The following is a 15,917-nucleotide window of genomic DNA, read 5'->3' on the forward strand; positions in this document are numbered from 1 at the left end:
CTTACCACGTAATAAGCGATGCTACACGTTCTGCGATCAGCTTGTAGCCTTTTGCATTAGGATGAAACTTATCAGTATATAAGTAGTCATCTACCTTTAGCTGAAACAAATCAAAGGTCGGAACAAAAACAGTTTGCTTATAATTAGCACTTAATTCACTGCTTTTGTAATTCCATTCTCGTACAATAGCCGTTGTCGTTTTTGCATCTTGCAGGTTACTAAACGGATTGTATAAACCAATTAAAAATATCGTCGCGTCTTTATTTGCCGACCGGATGCTTTTTAAGATGCTGTCTACGTTTTTTAAATAGTCATTTTCTAGCTTTTGAATATTGTTTTTATTTAAGTTTTGCAGTGTTTGTCCGCCTTGAAATAAGTCATTTCCTCCAATGGTGATCAACACGGTATCTGCAGACTTCATCTGCCGCTGAATTTGCTGCTGCTTTACTTGACTTGCCAGCTGCGAAGACGTTTGACCTTTTATTCCAAAGTTACTTAAGAGAATTTTCTTCTTCGTTTTTTCTTCAAGATTATCTTTTAAATACCCAACGTATCCTTTTCCCGCTGCATCTCCTGTTCCTCTTGTCAGTGAATCTCCTAAAGCGACAATCGTATAATTCTTTGTACTTTTGTTACTGCTGCTTGTTTCCTGCTTTGGCTTTGGCATTTCTTTTGCAGCGGATTTTGAGGCGCTAACATAATCATAAATAGACATTCCAAGCCCCGCTGCAAACAGCAGACACGAAATAATCGAAATAAAGGATACAATCCATACCCACTTTCCTTTCGCTTTCACTGGCTGCACTCCTTTTCGTCTTTTTAGTTATCTTTTTTTAGAGCTTCAACTGTTTTTAGTAAAGCGGACCAGTCTAAATGACCCCAGCCATTTTCGATTCCTTGTTCATAATGACCTTTCACAAGCTCTCCTAACGGAAGCGGAGCGGACACTTTTTTGGCTGCATCAATAGCCAAGTTTACATCTTTTAGTCCAAGCTCCAGCTTGAACCCGGCTGGATCAAAGTCTCTTTTAGCAATTAGATTGCCGTAATTTTTATACACAGGAGATGCAAATAAGCTATTAACCACTTCAAGAAACTCCTCCGTTTGCATGCCATACTGCTCTACCATGACCACTGCTTCAGAAACAGCTTCTAACATCGATACTAATAAAAAATTATTGCCAAGCTTAGCTACATTTGATAAGTAAGGCTCGTCTCCTACAGTAAAAATAGTGTGACCAATCGCTTCAAACAGCGGCCAAACTTGCTCTCTTGCTTCTTTATTACCAGCAACTATTACTTTGAGAGCCGCAGCAGCTGCTGCGTCGGGGCGACCTAAAACAGTCGCTGCAACAAAATGCTGTCCTGATGCAGCATGTGCGCTTGTTAATTTTTCCGACAAATCTACGCTAATAGTACTCACTGAGACGTGAATACCACCTTCTTGAAGGCCTGCAAGTACACCGGCTTCTGAAAGCGTTACTTCTTCTAAAGCCTCATCATTTGAAAGAATCGTAAAGACAAGATTCGCTTCTTGTGCTGCTTGGGCAGGTGTCTCCACAACCTTTGCTCCTTTTTTCACAAGACTTTCCGCCTTGGAAGCAGTACGGTTATAAATAACAAGTTCATGACCCGCCTTTATCATATTTTCCGCCATCGGTAATCCCATATTTCCTAAACCAATTAAACCCACCTTCATCTTTACCACTCCATTTCAGCACTCAGTATGTACGTTTCTTATGCTTGTCGTCTATCTTTAGAAAAAGCATATTTTCATTATTATATAACTACAGTAAAAGCGAATACAAAGAATAGCCTTTCTATAATGTTCAAAATGTGACATTTTTTAGACATTATTTATGAAAAAATTGCAAAAAAATACGAATGGTTTTTAAATAAAGCGCTTGCAAACATAGGAAATTTCTGCTAAGATGTAAGAGAATTATTTTTGTTCGGTGGGGATGTATGAGTATTGTCACTTTTCGTCTTTAGATTTGAGCAAGAATAGTACCACAATGTGCGAGTCCGCACGAGGAGGCAACAATTATGGAACAAGGTAAAGTAAAATGGTTTAACGCAGAAAAAGGTTTTGGATTCATCGAGCGCGAAGGTGGAGACGATGTATTCGTACACTTCTCAGCAATCCAAAGCGAAGGCTTCAAATCTTTAGACGAAGGTCAAGCTGTAACATTTGACGTAGAACAAGGTCAACGCGGACCTCAAGCTGCTAACGTTCAAAAAGCATAAGAAACACAACATATCAGAAACAGATCCTTTAAAGGATCTGTTTTTTTGTGTACAAACATAAAAAAAAGCCCTGTTTTTCAACAGGGCCAGTCGGTACAAATACAGAAGTAAAGTTAATGGTACTCTTAGTATAGCACAAGATCATAGCAATCTATACGAAATAATAAAATAAAACTTTCATCCGGCACGTTTACCTATGTTTATAGCTATTCCAGACTCTCTAGAGCGCTCGCAAATCGTTTAATTCCTTCTCGAATGACCTCTTCTTCTCCTCTGCCAAACGTAAAGCGAATAGCTCCACTTTGAGAACTCAGCACGCTTCCTGGGACAAAAGCCACTCCTCTTTTAAGCGATTCTTCCAATAGACGATAGTCATCGACCGGCTGATTCACTTTGCACCATAAGTGAATCCCGCCTTGAGGCGAATCGAAAGATACTTTTGATCCGAGCAATTCGTTCAGACTCGACGACAGGGCATACTCTTGCTTTTTGAGCTCTTGTCTAAGCTTTTCGATATGCGAAGAAAACGTAGGAGAATCTAAGAATTGATAAGCAATCCACTGCGGAAAGATGCTGTGGCCAAAGTCAATTTGCTGCTTAGCATCTGCCAGGCGCTGAATCACTTGCTCCGGCCCCACTATCCAGCCAATTCGAAGGCCCGATGCCACAATTTTAGAAAGCGAGCTGATATAGAGGACATTTCCGTTCTCGTCCATCGATTTCAGCGTTTGATGTACATTTCCGTCAAATGCCGTGAGTGAATAAGGATCATCTTCAATAAGCGGAATGCCGTATTCTGAAGAAAGCTCTAAAAACCGCTTTCGACGCGCTTCTGATAAAACAATACCGGTCGGGTTTTGATAATACGGATTTAAAAAAACCATACGAATGCGATGCTTTTTATGTAATTCTACTAAGTCGTCCGGGTTGGCTCCATTTTTGTCTACAGGCAGCAAAAACGTTCGTAAACCTGCTGATTGAAAAAGCGGCAGTGAATAGCTATAGGACGGATCTTCAATCGCTACTGCATCTCCTGGTTTTAACAAACACTGCACAATCAAATGAAGTGCTTGCTGTGCACCTGATGTAATTAAAATGGAATTAGCATCGGTGGAGATTTTCCGGTACTCATGAACATGAGCAGCAATGGCATCACGCAGACGTTCATTGCCGTGAGGATGATCATAGCCTAAATGCTCATTAAACGGCATGCCCGCTAATATTCGCTGAAAATCGTCACTTGGAAATAAGCTAGGAGCTAACTCTCCGCTGGCTAAGTTCACAAAATCTGTTCGCAAAGCTTCGCTTCTAATTCGCTGTACGAGCGGTAAATTAGGCAAAAACGAACCGTCTTCTACATATCTCCCCCAGTTTGGAATACGTTTACGGGAAATTCCCCAGATGCTCGAACTAACTCGCGTGCCGCTTCCTTTTTTACGTTCTACGATTCCAAGTGCCTGCAGCTCTTCATAAGCAGCTACTACCGTGCTTCTGTTCACGTTTAGCTCAGCAGCAAGCGTTCGTTCTGATGGCAGCATAGAATCCGGCGGAAATGCTCCCGATGAAATACAGCTTTCAATATATTCTGCAATTTGTTTATAAATCGCTTTTTTGCTAGCGCGATCTGGTCTCCAGTTCATGCGGCGTCAGTCCTTACATTTAAACTTTCTTATTAGTAGTTTATCCTTTATCTCTCTTATCTTAAAGCAGTTTTATAAAAAAAGACCATCCAATCTGGTGTTTTTTTGCTCATCCACTTTATAAAATAAATATAATATCACTACTTTTCATTTGTTGGTATTTAAGTTTACATAATAATTTTATAGTTAATTAAAATACATTCACCCTCACAACAAAAAAATCCAAACGAAGTTGATTCTCTATTAAGAGTCTCGATTCATCGTTCGGATCTTTACTAAAATACTTTTGTCACGGCCTCTTTTTTATAGAGGAGGTAAATCTAGCTTGCCTTCTTGAAATAATTCTTTCACCATATGCTTGGCATAACCCGTTGCTTGCCCTAGTGTAATCTTAGCTGGCATAGGGGCTTCGTTCGCATCAACGATTACATCAATAATACACGGCTTGTTTTGTCTAACAGCACTTTCAAAAGCCGGCAGCAGCTCTTCTTCTTTTTCTACTCGGTAGCCAACACCTCCGCAAATATCTGCATATCTAGCAAAGTTCGGATTTGTTAAGTCTGTTCCGAATTCAGCATTTCCCATTACTTCTTGTTCAAATTTAATCATACCGATTTTATGGTTATTAAATAGCACCACAACTAACGGAAGATTGTATTTAACAGCTGTAATAAAATCTGCCATCGTCATCGCAAAGCCGCCGTCTCCACAGACCGCAAACACCTGCTTCTCCGGATAAGCAATTTTTCCAGCAAGTGCGCCCGGCAGCCCGCATCCAAGAGTCGCTAGCCAGCTTGAAATCACAAACTGCTGATTTGTCATACGAAAATGACGCGCCATCCATACTGTGACGTTTCCTACATCTACGGACAAGACAGCGTTATCAGCCGCTACGTGCTGAAGCGCTCGAATTACTCGCTGAGGCTTGATAGGTAGACTTTCTTTTGCTTCTTGGGTATCAAGCTGACTCCACCACTTTTTCATACGTTCTTGACTTTGCTCTAAAAACTGGCGATGCTCTGAGCGGCCAACGTTTTCTAAGAACCACTGAATGGTTGTTTTTGCTTCTCCGGCAAGCCCTGCATCTACAGGATACCTTTTGCCAATTTGTGCAGGATCAATATCAATATGAATCGTTTTCGCATGGTCTGGCAAAAAGCCTGTAAACGGATAGGACGTTCCAATCATGATGAGCGTATCCGCTTCTTGCATCGCTTCATACGCTGGCTTTGTCCCGATTAATCCAAGTCCTCCGAGACAATATGGATGTTCATCCGGTATTGCGCCTTTTCCAGGAAGCGTAAGAACAATAGGTGCTGCGATTTTTTCGGCAAACGCAAGCAGTTCTTCTCTCATTTCATGTGTGCCTCGACCAGCTAAAATAACCGGACTTTCTGCTTTACCAATCAAATCTTTTGCTTTTTCAAGGTCTTCTCTGTGAGGAAAGACGTCTTGTTTAACGATTATGCTTGATGTTTCTCGTGCTTCTGATCCGACTTCAAAACGAGGGATATCATCGGGAATAGTTAACACAGCCACACCTTTTTTAGCATAAGCTGTTCGAATTGCTTGATTAACAACAGTGGGAAGCTGTTCAGCGGACATGATTCGCTGATTATATACAGCCACGTCATCGAACATTCGCTCTAAATTAATCTCTTGAAACGCATCGCTTCCGATGAGATCGGACTCCACTTGCCCTGTAAGTGCTAACACGGGAGCTTTGTCTAACTTTGCATCATACAAACCATTCAGTAAATGAATCGCTCCCGGTCCGGCAATAGCCGTGCATACACCGATTTTACCGGTTAGCTTTGCATATGCAGCCGCTGCGAGAGCTCCCGCTTCTTCATGCCTCACTTGAATAAATTTAATTTTATCCTGGGCTTTGCGAAGCGGTTCAATAATTGAATTAATGGAGTCTCCTGGCATGCCGTAAATATGATCAACGCCCCATTCAATTAACAGTTCAATCAGTTTTTCCCCTGCTTTTTGTTTAAACATATGACTGACCCCTTTCTTCTTATATATAGAGATAGTGTGACCTGATACGCTCTTTCTTACTTATTTTCACTCGTATAATTTTCGTTTTCTTTCATTAAACGAATGAACTACTTTCATTAAATTTTCTTCATTCCTTGCAATTATCATTAACTTTTGCTATTCTATAAGAAGAATTATTTTTGTTCGGCAACAATCGATAGGTGAATACTTTCGTCTTAAAGATTTTGATCATGAGCAAGGATAGTAATACAATGTGTGCATAGCACACGAGGAGGCAACATTCATGGAAAAAGGTACAGTAAAATGGTTTAACGCAGAAAAAGGTTTCGGATTTATCGAGCGCGAAAACGGCGACGATGTATTCGTACATTTCTCAGCAATCCAAAGCGAAGGATTCAAATCTTTAGACGAAGGTCAAGCTGTAACATTCGACGTTGAAGAAGGTCAACGCGGACCTCAAGCTGCTAACGTTCAAAAAGCATAAGTAGAAAAAGACTCTGATTTCAGAGTCTTTTTTTTATGTAGAACCACGCATAAAACCTTTTTAACGTGCAGTTTGTACACGTTATTATAAATAATAAACTAAAAAAGCCTCTTCATCCCGAAGAGACCTTTTGTGGAAGAAATAGTTGAAGAAATAAAGTGTGGATGTTGCATCGTTATCATTTTTTAATAATTAGCACCAGCCGCCGCCGAAGCAAGAAGCGCCGATGATGATTAATAAGATGAAAAGTACAATGATTAAAGCGAAACCGCCGCCGAAGCCACCGCCGCCATAACCACAACCGTATCCGTAACCTCCGTAGTATCCCATGTGTTTCACCTCCATTTGCTATACTTTAAGATATGTGGATTTAGTTAAATTGCTCCTAATAATTCCATAGAACTTTTGAAAATGGTTGTCATACACTAAAAATACTGCGTTTTTCAAACATGCCCACAAAGAGATAAAACATTTGATTTTGTGGGCATTTACTCCTCTTTTCTTTATCTTTTAAAATGTAATCGCTCCCTTTTTCATGAATGTACACCGTGCTGAATACCTTTAGTTATGTACACTCACACGGGAGGGATTTAATATGTTAACACTCGAAATTTCAAAGCAAATCGTTAAAAACGTCTACCCTATTGTCTTATCGAATCGCAGTAAAATCTTTCAAGAGGAAGTGAGCGTCGCCGCTTTGCAAGACTACTTTGGTCTTGATCATGCCTTTAGCGTGTATGCAGCTGCCACCATTATTTATCAGCTAGAAGCTGACGGATATGTATCCAAACCTCTGAAGCGCAACGAATACAAGCGAATTTTGCTCAAATAAAAACAAGCATCCCCGCAAGGATGCTTGTCTTATTTATAGCTATACCTGTCGAATAACTGCTCGACTCTTTTATGGTAGTCAGCAAAATAATCTACGAGCTCAGTTTCACTCAATTTATTTGCCTGTTCCTCACATAGTGACAGCAGCGAAATTTTAATCATTGCCATTTCCGTTTCCGAGCGATTTTCATTTCGCAAATCTTTTCTTAAATTCCACAGGCTTTGCTCCATTTCATGCTTTAATTGTTCTAGTGAGTGTGTTTCTTCAGATCCGGCACGAATGTCTTTTTTAAATCCACTCATCTTATCACTCCTCGCATTTGCACCTGCTAGATAGTATCTAATGTATACTATACCATAAATAACTATACGAGACTTAAGCATGCCTTTTAAGCAATTGGTCACAAAATAAAAAACATCTCTTTGGATGTCTTTACGTTATCTTTTATCTTACTTCGTCTTCTTCACCTTTTACATATTTAAAAAATGAATCAATCATTTCGTTTAAAAAATCATTGCGATCTTCAAAATTCATAATTTCTAAAAATTCCACAATATCCTTATCTAAGCTAATAGAAGCGGGAACATAAGCAGCCGCTTCCCTTCTTTGCGGGAATGGAATCACATTATCTTTCTTCTTCATAAAACACCGTCCTTTTTCTGTGCTTTACTAGTGTAAGCTTTCAAGGAACGATTTGCAAGTCCCTCTGATGTAAAATTTTATATAAACATTCTTCTGAAAAGACAGGGTATATCTTTAGCTACTCAAGTAGGCCCATTTGACATTAGCTTTTTCATGTTCTGACGTCATATTAATAATTCGCCGCTGTTTTCTCTTTTCCTTTTGGCATCTTTTAGCAAATTTAATTACAAATATTTTAAAAGAGGTTTTTATTTCCTTCGTATAGGCTAAAGAAAGGAAACAACATTTTTATATGGAGGGGTTACAAATGATTGCATTAACTGGGAAAGTTGCACTTGTGACGGGAGCGGCGTCTGGAATTGGACGCGCTTCAGCCATTACATTAGCTGAACAAGGAGCGCGCGTTGCTCTTTTAGATTTAGAGGAAGAAAAATTACAAGAAGTAAAAGAGACCATCATGTCGAGCGGCGGAGAGTGTATAGCCATTAAAACAGACGTATCTGACTCTGAAAGTATAAAAGAGAGTATCGAAACGATCAGCAGCTTATGGAGTCAATTACATATTGTTTCTATTAACGCAGGCATCAACGGTACGTTCTCTTCTATTGAAGAACTATCACCAGAAGATTGGACAAAAACAATTGATACAAATTTAACAAGTACTTTTTTAACCGTAAAGCATTCTATTCCTTATTTGAAAGCTCAGGGAGGAAGCATTATTATCACTAGCTCGATTAACGGCAACCGTACATTTTCAAATATCGGCATGAGCGCATACAGTTCCTCAAAGGCTGGCCAAATGGCTTTCGGCAAAATGGCAGCTCTTGAACTTTCTACATACGGAATACGGGTAAACGTCATTTGTCCGGGAGCAGTTGATACAAATATTGAAAGCAATACATTCCGTCAAGAAGACAAATTAAAAGAAGTCGCAATTCCAATTGAATATCCAAATGGCAACCAGCCGCTTGCTAATCGCTCAGCTAAGCCCGAAGAAGTAGCAGAGTTAATCTTCTTTTTAGCTTCTGACGCGTCCAAACATATTACCGGAAGTGAAATGTTTATCGACGGCGGAGAATCACTGCTGTAACGTACAAGCCCCTGCATCAACGTCAGGGGCTTGTTTTTTTACTTTTATGAACAACATCTACTCCACCCGAAGCAGATATAATGCTGCCTGTAATCATATCTGAGTTTTCATTACAAAGAAACTCAATAATACGCGCAATGTCTTCTCCCGTACCTGATCGGCCCACAGGCGTTTTCTTGTCTTCTTGTAATCTTGCTTTTATAATATCACTTTCTTTCATGTCTCCTACAATATCTCCGGGACAGACCATATTGGCCGTAATCCCGTATTCGGCTACTTCTAGAGCAAGCGATTTGGTCAGAGAAGCCAGCCCTGACTTAGCAGCACTAAAAGCCGCGCGGTGCATCCATCCAGGGGTATGCTCTACATCTTGAAAACCGTATGTAATAATTCTTCCAAAATGCTGCTTTTTCATAACTGGAACAACAGCTTTTACAAAATGAAAAACGGAGCTTAAATTCCCTTCCAGCATTTCATACCATTCACTGTCTGTGTACTCTATTAATTTTTTTCTTTCAAATACATACGGACCTGCATTATTAATTAAAACATCAATACGTCCAAACCGCTCCGTAGCTCGCGCAACGACATGTTCAATATCTGCTTTATTCGTTATATCTCCTTCTACAAACTGTACGTTGTCTTTATATTGATGCCATTCTTCTTGCAGTTCTCGCACTTTATTTTTATCACTTCGAAAATGGACGGTAACGGAATACTGCTTTTTTACTTGCTCCGTCTTTTAAATCAAACACCACGGATCGGTTAGCACAAGCTGACCTTTACTGATCCACTCAAACAGCTGCTGTGAACGTACTTTACGTTCTTCATATGACACAAGGACGTTCCATAAGTCTCCGCCTGTAAGCGTTTTAGATCTATCCATCAGCATACGCGGGTCGACCGGGGACGGATCGCTTTATATTGACTATAAAAAAGACAAGTTTAACTCATAAAAAAATCCGTACCAAAAGGCACGGATTTTTTATTAGCTTGCTTTTTTTACACGATTTGTAATGGTATCTTCTTTTGGTGATGTTTTGCGAATAAAGAAGGCTAAAACAAACGCGATCACACTTAAAATCGTTGCAATCATAAACGCATCGTTAATGCCCATTGCCGTACCTTGATTCACAGCTTCAGCCATACTGCCTTTATCTGTCGGCAAAATTTGCTGATTCGTTACGATGTTTTTCACCTTGATTCATCATAATAGATACAAAGAACGCCATTCCTACAGCTCCGGCAACCATTCGAAGCGTATTAACCATCGCCGTTCCGTATTTATTTAAACTAAGCGCAAGCTCATTTAATCCTGCTGTAAAGATTGGCATCATGAGCAGCGACATACCAAACATACGAACAGTATAGACAATCATCACATACATAAATGTTGTTGTCGTTTCAAGTTTTGTTAATTCATATGTTGTCACAACGGTAATCGCTAAACCAATAACAGCAAGCCATCTTGCGCCGAACTTGTCAAACAGACGTCCTGTAATCGGAGACATAATCCCCATTACAATTCCCCCTGGCAGTAACAGCAAGCCTGAAAGAAACGGTGAAAAACCGCGTACGTTTTGCATATAAATCGGCATTAAAATCATGCCTGAAAACATTGCCATTGTCACAATAACGTTAATGATTGTTGTTAAAGTGAACATACGATAACGGAAAATACGGAATTCAAGAAGCGGCTGATCGATTTTCAACTGACGGAAAATAAAGAACAGAATTGAAATACCGCCTACAATGAACATGGCTAATACTTCGGTACTGGTCCATCCCTTTGTACCGCCCGTAGCGAACGCATACAGCAAGCCGCCAAATCCAATTGTTGATAAAATAACGCCAAGCACGTCTAGCTTTGGTCGGCTTGTTTCTGTCACGTTTTTCACTAAAATAATCGCCGCAATTACGTTAATAAGTGCAATTGGAAACATCATAAAGAATAAAACGCGCCATGAGTAGTGCTCAACTATTAAACCAGAAAGCGTCGGACCTACTGCCGGTGCGAAGTTCATCGCTACACCAAAAATCCCCATAGCAAAACCGCGTCGGTCAGGTGGAAATAGCGTGAAAATAACGTTTGTAATTAACGGGAATAAAATCCCTGCTCCAGCTGCTTGCACGACGCGTCCCACTAAAATAACGGAAAATGTCGGTGCGATACCGCAAAGCAGTGTTCCTACTGTAAACAGCCCCATTGCTGTAATATACAGCTGCCTTGTAGTAAATCGATTCATTAAAAATGCTGTAATTGGAATAACAATTCCGTTTACTAACATAAAAATGGTTGTTAACCAGTTGCCCGTAGCCGCCGTTACATGGAAATGATCCATCATTTGCGGAAGCGCAATGTTAATCAGCGTTTGATTTAAAAAAGCGACGAGCGCTCCCATTATCATTACGCCAAAAATAGACCGAGTTCGGGCTTGATCGGACTGTTGTGTTTGTGTATTCATTTTAACAAGACCTTTCCCTTTAAAATTATCTGTATGTAAATCTTCAGATGACAAACAGGTTAAGAATATATTTTATGTGTTCATTCTATTAATTTATGTCACGAATATTTAATGAACTTAATTATATACCGGATAAATATATCCGTTTCCGAAATATTTGTCAACAAATATGATCATTTTCGTAAAACTTTTCCATCAGTATATATAAAGTAGCATGCCCTTTAATGAAGAAAAAAATGAGAGCCCTTCAACGAAGGCTCTCATTTCCTTAAGAAATACTTATTTTAAGATTTGAACTTTTACTGTTTTTCTTCCCCATTTTAACGCTTCTTTTTGAGAAGGAAGAAGAACGTCAATTTTATTTCCTTTAATCGCGCCGCCTGTATCAGCAGCAATTGCCGTGCCGTAACCTTCTACGTATACTTTTGAACCAAGTTTAATCACTTTTGGATCGACAGAAATCACTTTTTGATTTGGATTCTTTTTCAAGTCAATTCCAATCGCTGTTTTTCCGCTGCAGCCTTTGCAGTTCGCCGTGTACGCTGTTGCTGTTACTTTAAATTCTTTCACAACGTTTGAAGACTTCGCAGGCACTGCTTTAGCAGGCGTGCTTGATTTTGTTTGAGATACTTTTAATACTTGTTTCGGATGAATGCTGTCTGACTTTAAGTTATTCCACTGTTTCAGCTGACTAACCGATACTTTATATGTCTTTGCAATTTTGTATAGCGAATCTCCGCTTTTTACTGTATATGTATTTGTTGCAGCTGATGCACCACTTGCCACTCCGAACAGTGACATTAGAACTAAACTGAACGTAATCATTGTCTTTTTCATGTAATTGATTTCCCCTTTATCTACCAATACATAAAAAATAACACATGAATATTACAGTTATATTTCAGTAGCATGTCAATAGTTTGATAGTTTAGTTACAGTAAAAATAAAGATTCTTCCTTTTAAACTAGTAAATTAATCACCTTTACTCTTCAAAAACATACATATTTAGGCATATAACGGTGCTTTTACACACATTTATATTGGATTATTTCATTTGTAACATTTCACTGGTTCTAGAGGCTTACACTTTATTTCATATTAGTTATTTAGAACATAGTTCATGTAAAAAATGGACAAATGAGATAAAGGATCTAATATAAATCACTTTTTACAGCGCTGTTGATTTCCGTGCAAGACTTCGCTTTCCGCGGGCGGACGATGAGCCTCCTCGTCGCTTACGCTCCTGCGGGGTCTCATCTGTTCCGCTTTTCCCGCAGGAGTCTTCGTCTTACCCTCCAATCAACAGCTAGAAGCCACTACATACATAATTGCCATAACAATGAAAAAATCCGAACGAGTTGGATTCTCTATCAAGAATCTCGATTCATCGTCCGGATTTTTCTTCAACTAAATACTTTTGTCTCAGCCTATTTTATCTTTAAATTATGAGGGTTATACTAATTGTCAATATGGCTGCCACTGAAGCATTCTGGCTGCCTCAAATCTTTTTTCTACATTGGGCCAGTAAACTATTTTCCACCAATTATCAACGTACGGATCACGTTCATTTTTGTACTGCAAATAATAGGCGTGTTCCCATACGTCTAATACGAGCAGCGGAATCGTATCCCACTGCGTGAGAAGCTGATGGCGCTCACCCTGCAAGACTTCAAGCTTTCGCGAACGCGGCGACCATACTAAGATAGCCCAGCCCACACCTTCCACTTTTTTTGCAGCTTGAGAAAAGTGCATCATAAATTTCTCATAGCTGCCAAAGTCTTTTTGAAGCTGCTGCAGCAACTGTCGTCTCGGTTTTCCTCCTCCTTCTGGACTCATAATTTCCCAAAAGATTGTATGCAAGTAATGACCTGAGCCATGAAAAGAAGCTTCCCGTTCCCAGTGTTTTATGAGGTCAAAATTGTTTGTGTTACGGGCTTGCTGCAGCATGAGCTCTGCTTTATTTAATCCATCTACATAGCTTTGATGATGCTTGCTGTGGTGAAGACGCATAATTTCCCGGTTAATATACGGCTCAAGAGCTGAGTAGCTATAGCCAAGCGGCGGCAGCTCGTGCTGACCCGGCGCTATCGATTCCCTCTCCCTGCCGTCGTCTCCAAGCCGTTCTTTTAAGATTTTATCAATATGCCGCACCGCATTATTGATTTCTTCTAACGTATATTCGTTGACATCTTCTTCGCTTAAATATTCAAGAACGTCTTCTTGCGTGCGCGTGATATATGACGTTATATCTACTTCTGTAAAGGCTTCTTCAAATACAGGATCACATACTTGTTCAAGCCAGGTCTGAACTTCCATCAAGTATCTTTTTCTCTCATCTTGATCGGCCATACTTTCCCTCCTTACACCTCATCTTCACTATCATATTCAAAAGAAAAAGCAACATAACTTCCTACTTGTATCTATTGAGTTAGAAAATTCGACATAAAAAAGCAAGAGCTCCTTAAAGGATAAACTCTTACCTTTTTTCTTATATCTTCTTCGCCATATTCACATAATCAATCGTTTCTTGCTTACTAACAGCTGCATGCTTTAGCTTTGGGTTATAATAGAGCTCCACTTTTATATTATTAATTTCACAGTCGTCTGGCATATCCTGCAAATCCGTTAAAAACGGCAGCAAGTGATTGCTCATATCATATTGGAACGCCCCGTTTTGCAAATAATACACCTTTGGCACGTAGTTAATATGGCGAAAAAACTTCACTACGTTAATTCGCTCACCGTATGAGGCTATCACTTCCTCTTCCGTCAGGTTAGGATAAGACAAATTAAACACTTGCCGAACCGGCGTTTTCAGCCACTTTGTCAAGCACGTCTGCGGATTATTGACAAGCGCTTTTGCTCCTTTTACGTACCCCGCTAAAAACATTGACATAAACCCTCCGCCCGAAGATCCGTAAAACAGCACGTTAGACGAATTCACCTGCACTTTTTTCATAAATTTTTCAATTAAAACCGCAATATCTTTTAAATAAAAACGGTCGCTTGTCCCTTGTCCCCACGCAAGCGACACCTTTCCTAGATAAAGCGTGGGATCATTATAGTAGATAATCGAATCTTCAAATTCATTCATCCACGAATGCCGCTGAAAATAGGGAGGACCTGCTGGCATTTCTTGACTTGCCCCTCCTCCTGAGCCAAATACAAGCAAATGAGAAGACTCTTTTTTCAGCCTTACTAAAAACTCAAACAGCACTCCGTTCCACTCAACTCCTACTAAAACCGGCTTGTCAAACGGCAGCTGAAGTTCATCTACCTTCTCATACGTACTATTTATTTTCTCATACTGATCAAGCAACAGCTCTGCAACTCACTTTCCTTAAAATGATCTATCGTATGCGTCTGATATTGATCATGGCTCTATAAAAAAAGAACCTGTTACAGTGTATGAAAATCAGCGGTCAAATGATTGTACATCTTATCAAAAAGAGGCCTTTACCTCCATTTCCTCCTAGGCTACTGTCACGAAATAAAACGCTTCACATACGATACAGCATCATAAAAAATTCAAGGATAGGAGCTGGAGACCCTTGTCAACGTCCTATATGGATTACAATAATCCGAACGTACAATACTTCTCTGATGTGAATAAAAACAGACTTAATACGCGCAATGATGAAAACTATATCAATCGGCTAGGAAGAGACGTGCTAAATACCCTTGGAAACGTATCGTTACTCGATATCTACTTAAGCAAAAGCCGTGTGGTCGAACCCCACTACCATCAAAATGCCGCTGAGCTTGTTTACTGCATTTCAGGCTCAGCCGTCGTTTCATTAATCAATCCGTTTAACAACGAAGTCACAAATATTCCGATTACTCTAGGTCAAGTGGCTAATATCCCTCAAGGCTGGTGGCACTGGGAAATTGCGTCTGAAGACAATACGCATTTACTCGCCATTTTTGACGCACCGTATCCGGAATACATTTTTGGATCTGATATTTTAAATAAAACGCCTATTGAAGTACTTGCTCACACGTACTGCTTAAATCCGGAGCAGCTAAAGAAAACGCTGGCTCCATTAAAAAATCAAACCATCGTAATTGGACCAACGGACGAATGCGAAGAAAAAGAACAATATAAAAAGAAAAACCAAGGAGGCCCCGTTCACCACCAGGCGCCTCCTTATACGTATCCTCCGCCTCAGAATCCTTATTACTCCCCTCAAAACCCCTATCACTATCGATATTGGTAAAGACAAAAAAACCCCGCTGCCAATGCAACGGGGTTTCTTAACGAATACATAACATTATTGTTCCTCTATATACGTGCTATGAAAGGCTGCTTCAATATATGCAACTTGGAAATGATAATGTCCAATTAAATATTTCACAATGTCCACCTGGTCGATTTTGCCGGGCTTATCGACCATCGCTTCTTTTACCATTTCTTCGAATGTACCTTGATCAAACTGTTCTTCATGGACAACAATTGTCTCAGAGTACATTTCGTCTTGTCCTTCTGAAATGCGATAGTAATACAATTTTTTCAC

The 15,917-nt window shown here is 39.8% G+C and carries 16 protein-coding genes and 3 pseudogenes; 5 read left to right on the forward strand and 14 right to left on the reverse strand.

Annotated elements, in window-relative coordinates:
• Nucleotide 1: 1 nt before the first annotated feature.
• Nucleotides 2–796: a GDSL-type esterase/lipase family protein gene (locus ACN6NE_RS25705; protein ID WP_474328102.1), complete on the reverse strand. Its 795-nt coding sequence runs from the start codon at nucleotides 794–796 to the stop codon at nucleotides 2–4.
• A gap of 23 nt (nucleotides 797–819) precedes the next feature.
• Nucleotides 820–1,698 (reverse strand): NAD(P)-dependent oxidoreductase, encoded by an 879-nt coding sequence (locus tag ACN6NE_RS25710; RefSeq protein WP_129710070.1) that lies wholly within the window; start codon nucleotides 1,696–1,698, stop codon nucleotides 820–822.
• Between the two features lie 347 nt (nucleotides 1,699–2,045).
• Here ACN6NE_RS25710 and ACN6NE_RS25715 point away from each other — a divergent pair, with 347 nt between their 5' ends.
• Nucleotides 2,046–2,246 carry a cold-shock protein gene (locus tag ACN6NE_RS25715; protein WP_013057405.1) on the forward strand — a complete coding sequence of 67 codons (201 nt, stop codon included), beginning with the start codon at nucleotides 2,046–2,048 and terminating at the stop codon, nucleotides 2,244–2,246.
• 206 nt (nucleotides 2,247–2,452) lie between these two features.
• On the opposite strand, the gene pdxR is transcribed toward ACN6NE_RS25715, so the two are convergent.
• Nucleotides 2,453–3,886 carry a MocR-like pyridoxine biosynthesis transcription factor PdxR gene (pdxR, locus tag ACN6NE_RS25720; RefSeq protein WP_057235965.1) on the reverse strand — a complete coding sequence of 478 codons (1,434 nt, stop codon included), beginning with the start codon at nucleotides 3,884–3,886 and terminating at the stop codon, nucleotides 2,453–2,455.
• 303 nt (nucleotides 3,887–4,189) lie between these two features.
• On the reverse strand, nucleotides 4,190–5,890 hold the full coding sequence (locus ACN6NE_RS25725) for a pyruvate oxidase (protein ID WP_025751607.1): 1,701 nt from the start codon (nucleotides 5,888–5,890) through the stop codon (nucleotides 4,190–4,192).
• 283 nt (nucleotides 5,891–6,173) lie between these two features.
• Here ACN6NE_RS25725 and ACN6NE_RS25730 point away from each other — a divergent pair, with 283 nt between their 5' ends.
• On the forward strand, nucleotides 6,174–6,374 hold the full coding sequence (locus tag ACN6NE_RS25730; RefSeq protein ID WP_013057408.1) for a cold-shock protein: 201 nt from the start codon (nucleotides 6,174–6,176) through the stop codon (nucleotides 6,372–6,374).
• Between the two features lie 192 nt (nucleotides 6,375–6,566).
• Here the strand turns inward: ACN6NE_RS25730 and ACN6NE_RS25735 are convergent, their stop codons facing one another.
• Nucleotides 6,567–6,704 carry a YjcZ family sporulation protein gene (locus ACN6NE_RS25735; RefSeq protein ID WP_074680697.1) on the reverse strand — a complete coding sequence of 46 codons (138 nt, stop codon included), beginning with the start codon at nucleotides 6,702–6,704 and terminating at the stop codon, nucleotides 6,567–6,569.
• A 265-nt stretch (nucleotides 6,705–6,969) separates the two neighbouring features.
• On the opposite strand from ACN6NE_RS25735, the gene ACN6NE_RS25740 reads away from it, so the two are divergent.
• Nucleotides 6,970–7,206, forward strand: coding sequence for a hypothetical protein (locus tag ACN6NE_RS25740; protein ID WP_013057410.1), 237 nt, complete (start codon nucleotides 6,970–6,972; stop codon nucleotides 7,204–7,206).
• A gap of 29 nt (nucleotides 7,207–7,235) precedes the next feature.
• Here ACN6NE_RS25740 and ACN6NE_RS25745 read toward each other — a convergent pair whose 3' ends face one another.
• A complete protein-coding gene (locus ACN6NE_RS25745) occupies nucleotides 7,236–7,508 on the reverse strand; it encodes a hypothetical protein (RefSeq protein ID WP_474328107.1) in 273 nt (90 codons plus the stop codon).
• 142 nt (nucleotides 7,509–7,650) lie between these two features.
• Nucleotides 7,651–7,848: a hypothetical protein gene (locus ACN6NE_RS25750; protein ID WP_014459743.1), complete on the reverse strand. Its 198-nt coding sequence runs from the start codon at nucleotides 7,846–7,848 to the stop codon at nucleotides 7,651–7,653.
• A gap of 307 nt (nucleotides 7,849–8,155) precedes the next feature.
• On the opposite strand from ACN6NE_RS25750, the gene ACN6NE_RS25755 reads away from it, so the two are divergent.
• Nucleotides 8,156–8,938, forward strand: coding sequence for an SDR family oxidoreductase (locus ACN6NE_RS25755; RefSeq protein ID WP_129710074.1), 783 nt, complete (start codon nucleotides 8,156–8,158; stop codon nucleotides 8,936–8,938).
• A gap of 22 nt (nucleotides 8,939–8,960) precedes the next feature.
• Here ACN6NE_RS25755 and ACN6NE_RS25760 read toward each other — a convergent pair.
• From ACN6NE_RS25760 to ACN6NE_RS25785, 6 genes and pseudogenes are all read right to left on the reverse strand, one after another.
• Nucleotides 8,961–9,668: pseudogene (locus ACN6NE_RS25760) on the reverse strand (SDR family oxidoreductase); the annotation flags it as partial.
• A pseudogene (locus tag ACN6NE_RS25765) lies at nucleotides 9,628–9,854 on the reverse strand (quinone oxidoreductase); the annotation flags it as partial. The pseudogenes ACN6NE_RS25760 and ACN6NE_RS25765, both read right to left, overlap by 41 nt.
• A 72-nt stretch (nucleotides 9,855–9,926) precedes the next feature.
• A pseudogene (locus ACN6NE_RS25770) lies at nucleotides 9,927–11,403 on the reverse strand (DHA2 family efflux MFS transporter permease subunit).
• A 279-nt stretch (nucleotides 11,404–11,682) separates the two neighbouring features.
• Entirely contained in the window at nucleotides 11,683–12,240 is a 558-nt protein-coding gene (locus ACN6NE_RS25775; protein WP_129710076.1) for a 3D domain-containing protein, read from the reverse strand.
• A 627-nt stretch (nucleotides 12,241–12,867) separates the two neighbouring features.
• The gene (locus ACN6NE_RS25780) at nucleotides 12,868–13,752 is read right to left on the reverse strand and encodes a superoxide dismutase (RefSeq protein WP_129710078.1); all 885 of its coding nucleotides are present in this window, start codon (nucleotides 13,750–13,752) and stop codon (nucleotides 12,868–12,870) included.
• A gap of 139 nt (nucleotides 13,753–13,891) precedes the next feature.
• Nucleotides 13,892–14,722: a glycosyl transferase family 2 gene (locus tag ACN6NE_RS25785; RefSeq protein WP_129710080.1), complete on the reverse strand. Its 831-nt coding sequence runs from the start codon at nucleotides 14,720–14,722 to the stop codon at nucleotides 13,892–13,894.
• 232 nt (nucleotides 14,723–14,954) lie between these two features.
• On the opposite strand from ACN6NE_RS25785, the gene ACN6NE_RS25790 reads away from it, so the two are divergent.
• Complete coding sequence (locus ACN6NE_RS25790; protein WP_474328111.1) at nucleotides 14,955–15,620, forward strand: cupin domain-containing protein; 666 nt, start codon at nucleotides 14,955–14,957, stop codon at nucleotides 15,618–15,620.
• Between the two features lie 54 nt (nucleotides 15,621–15,674).
• Here the strand turns inward: ACN6NE_RS25790 and ACN6NE_RS25795 are convergent, their stop codons facing one another.
• The gene (locus ACN6NE_RS25795; RefSeq protein WP_013057425.1) at nucleotides 15,675–15,908 is read right to left on the reverse strand and encodes a hypothetical protein; all 234 of its coding nucleotides are present in this window, start codon (nucleotides 15,906–15,908) and stop codon (nucleotides 15,675–15,677) included.
• Nucleotides 15,909–15,917 lie beyond the last annotated feature (9 nt).

The organism is Priestia sp. 53B2 (assembly GCF_056099005.1).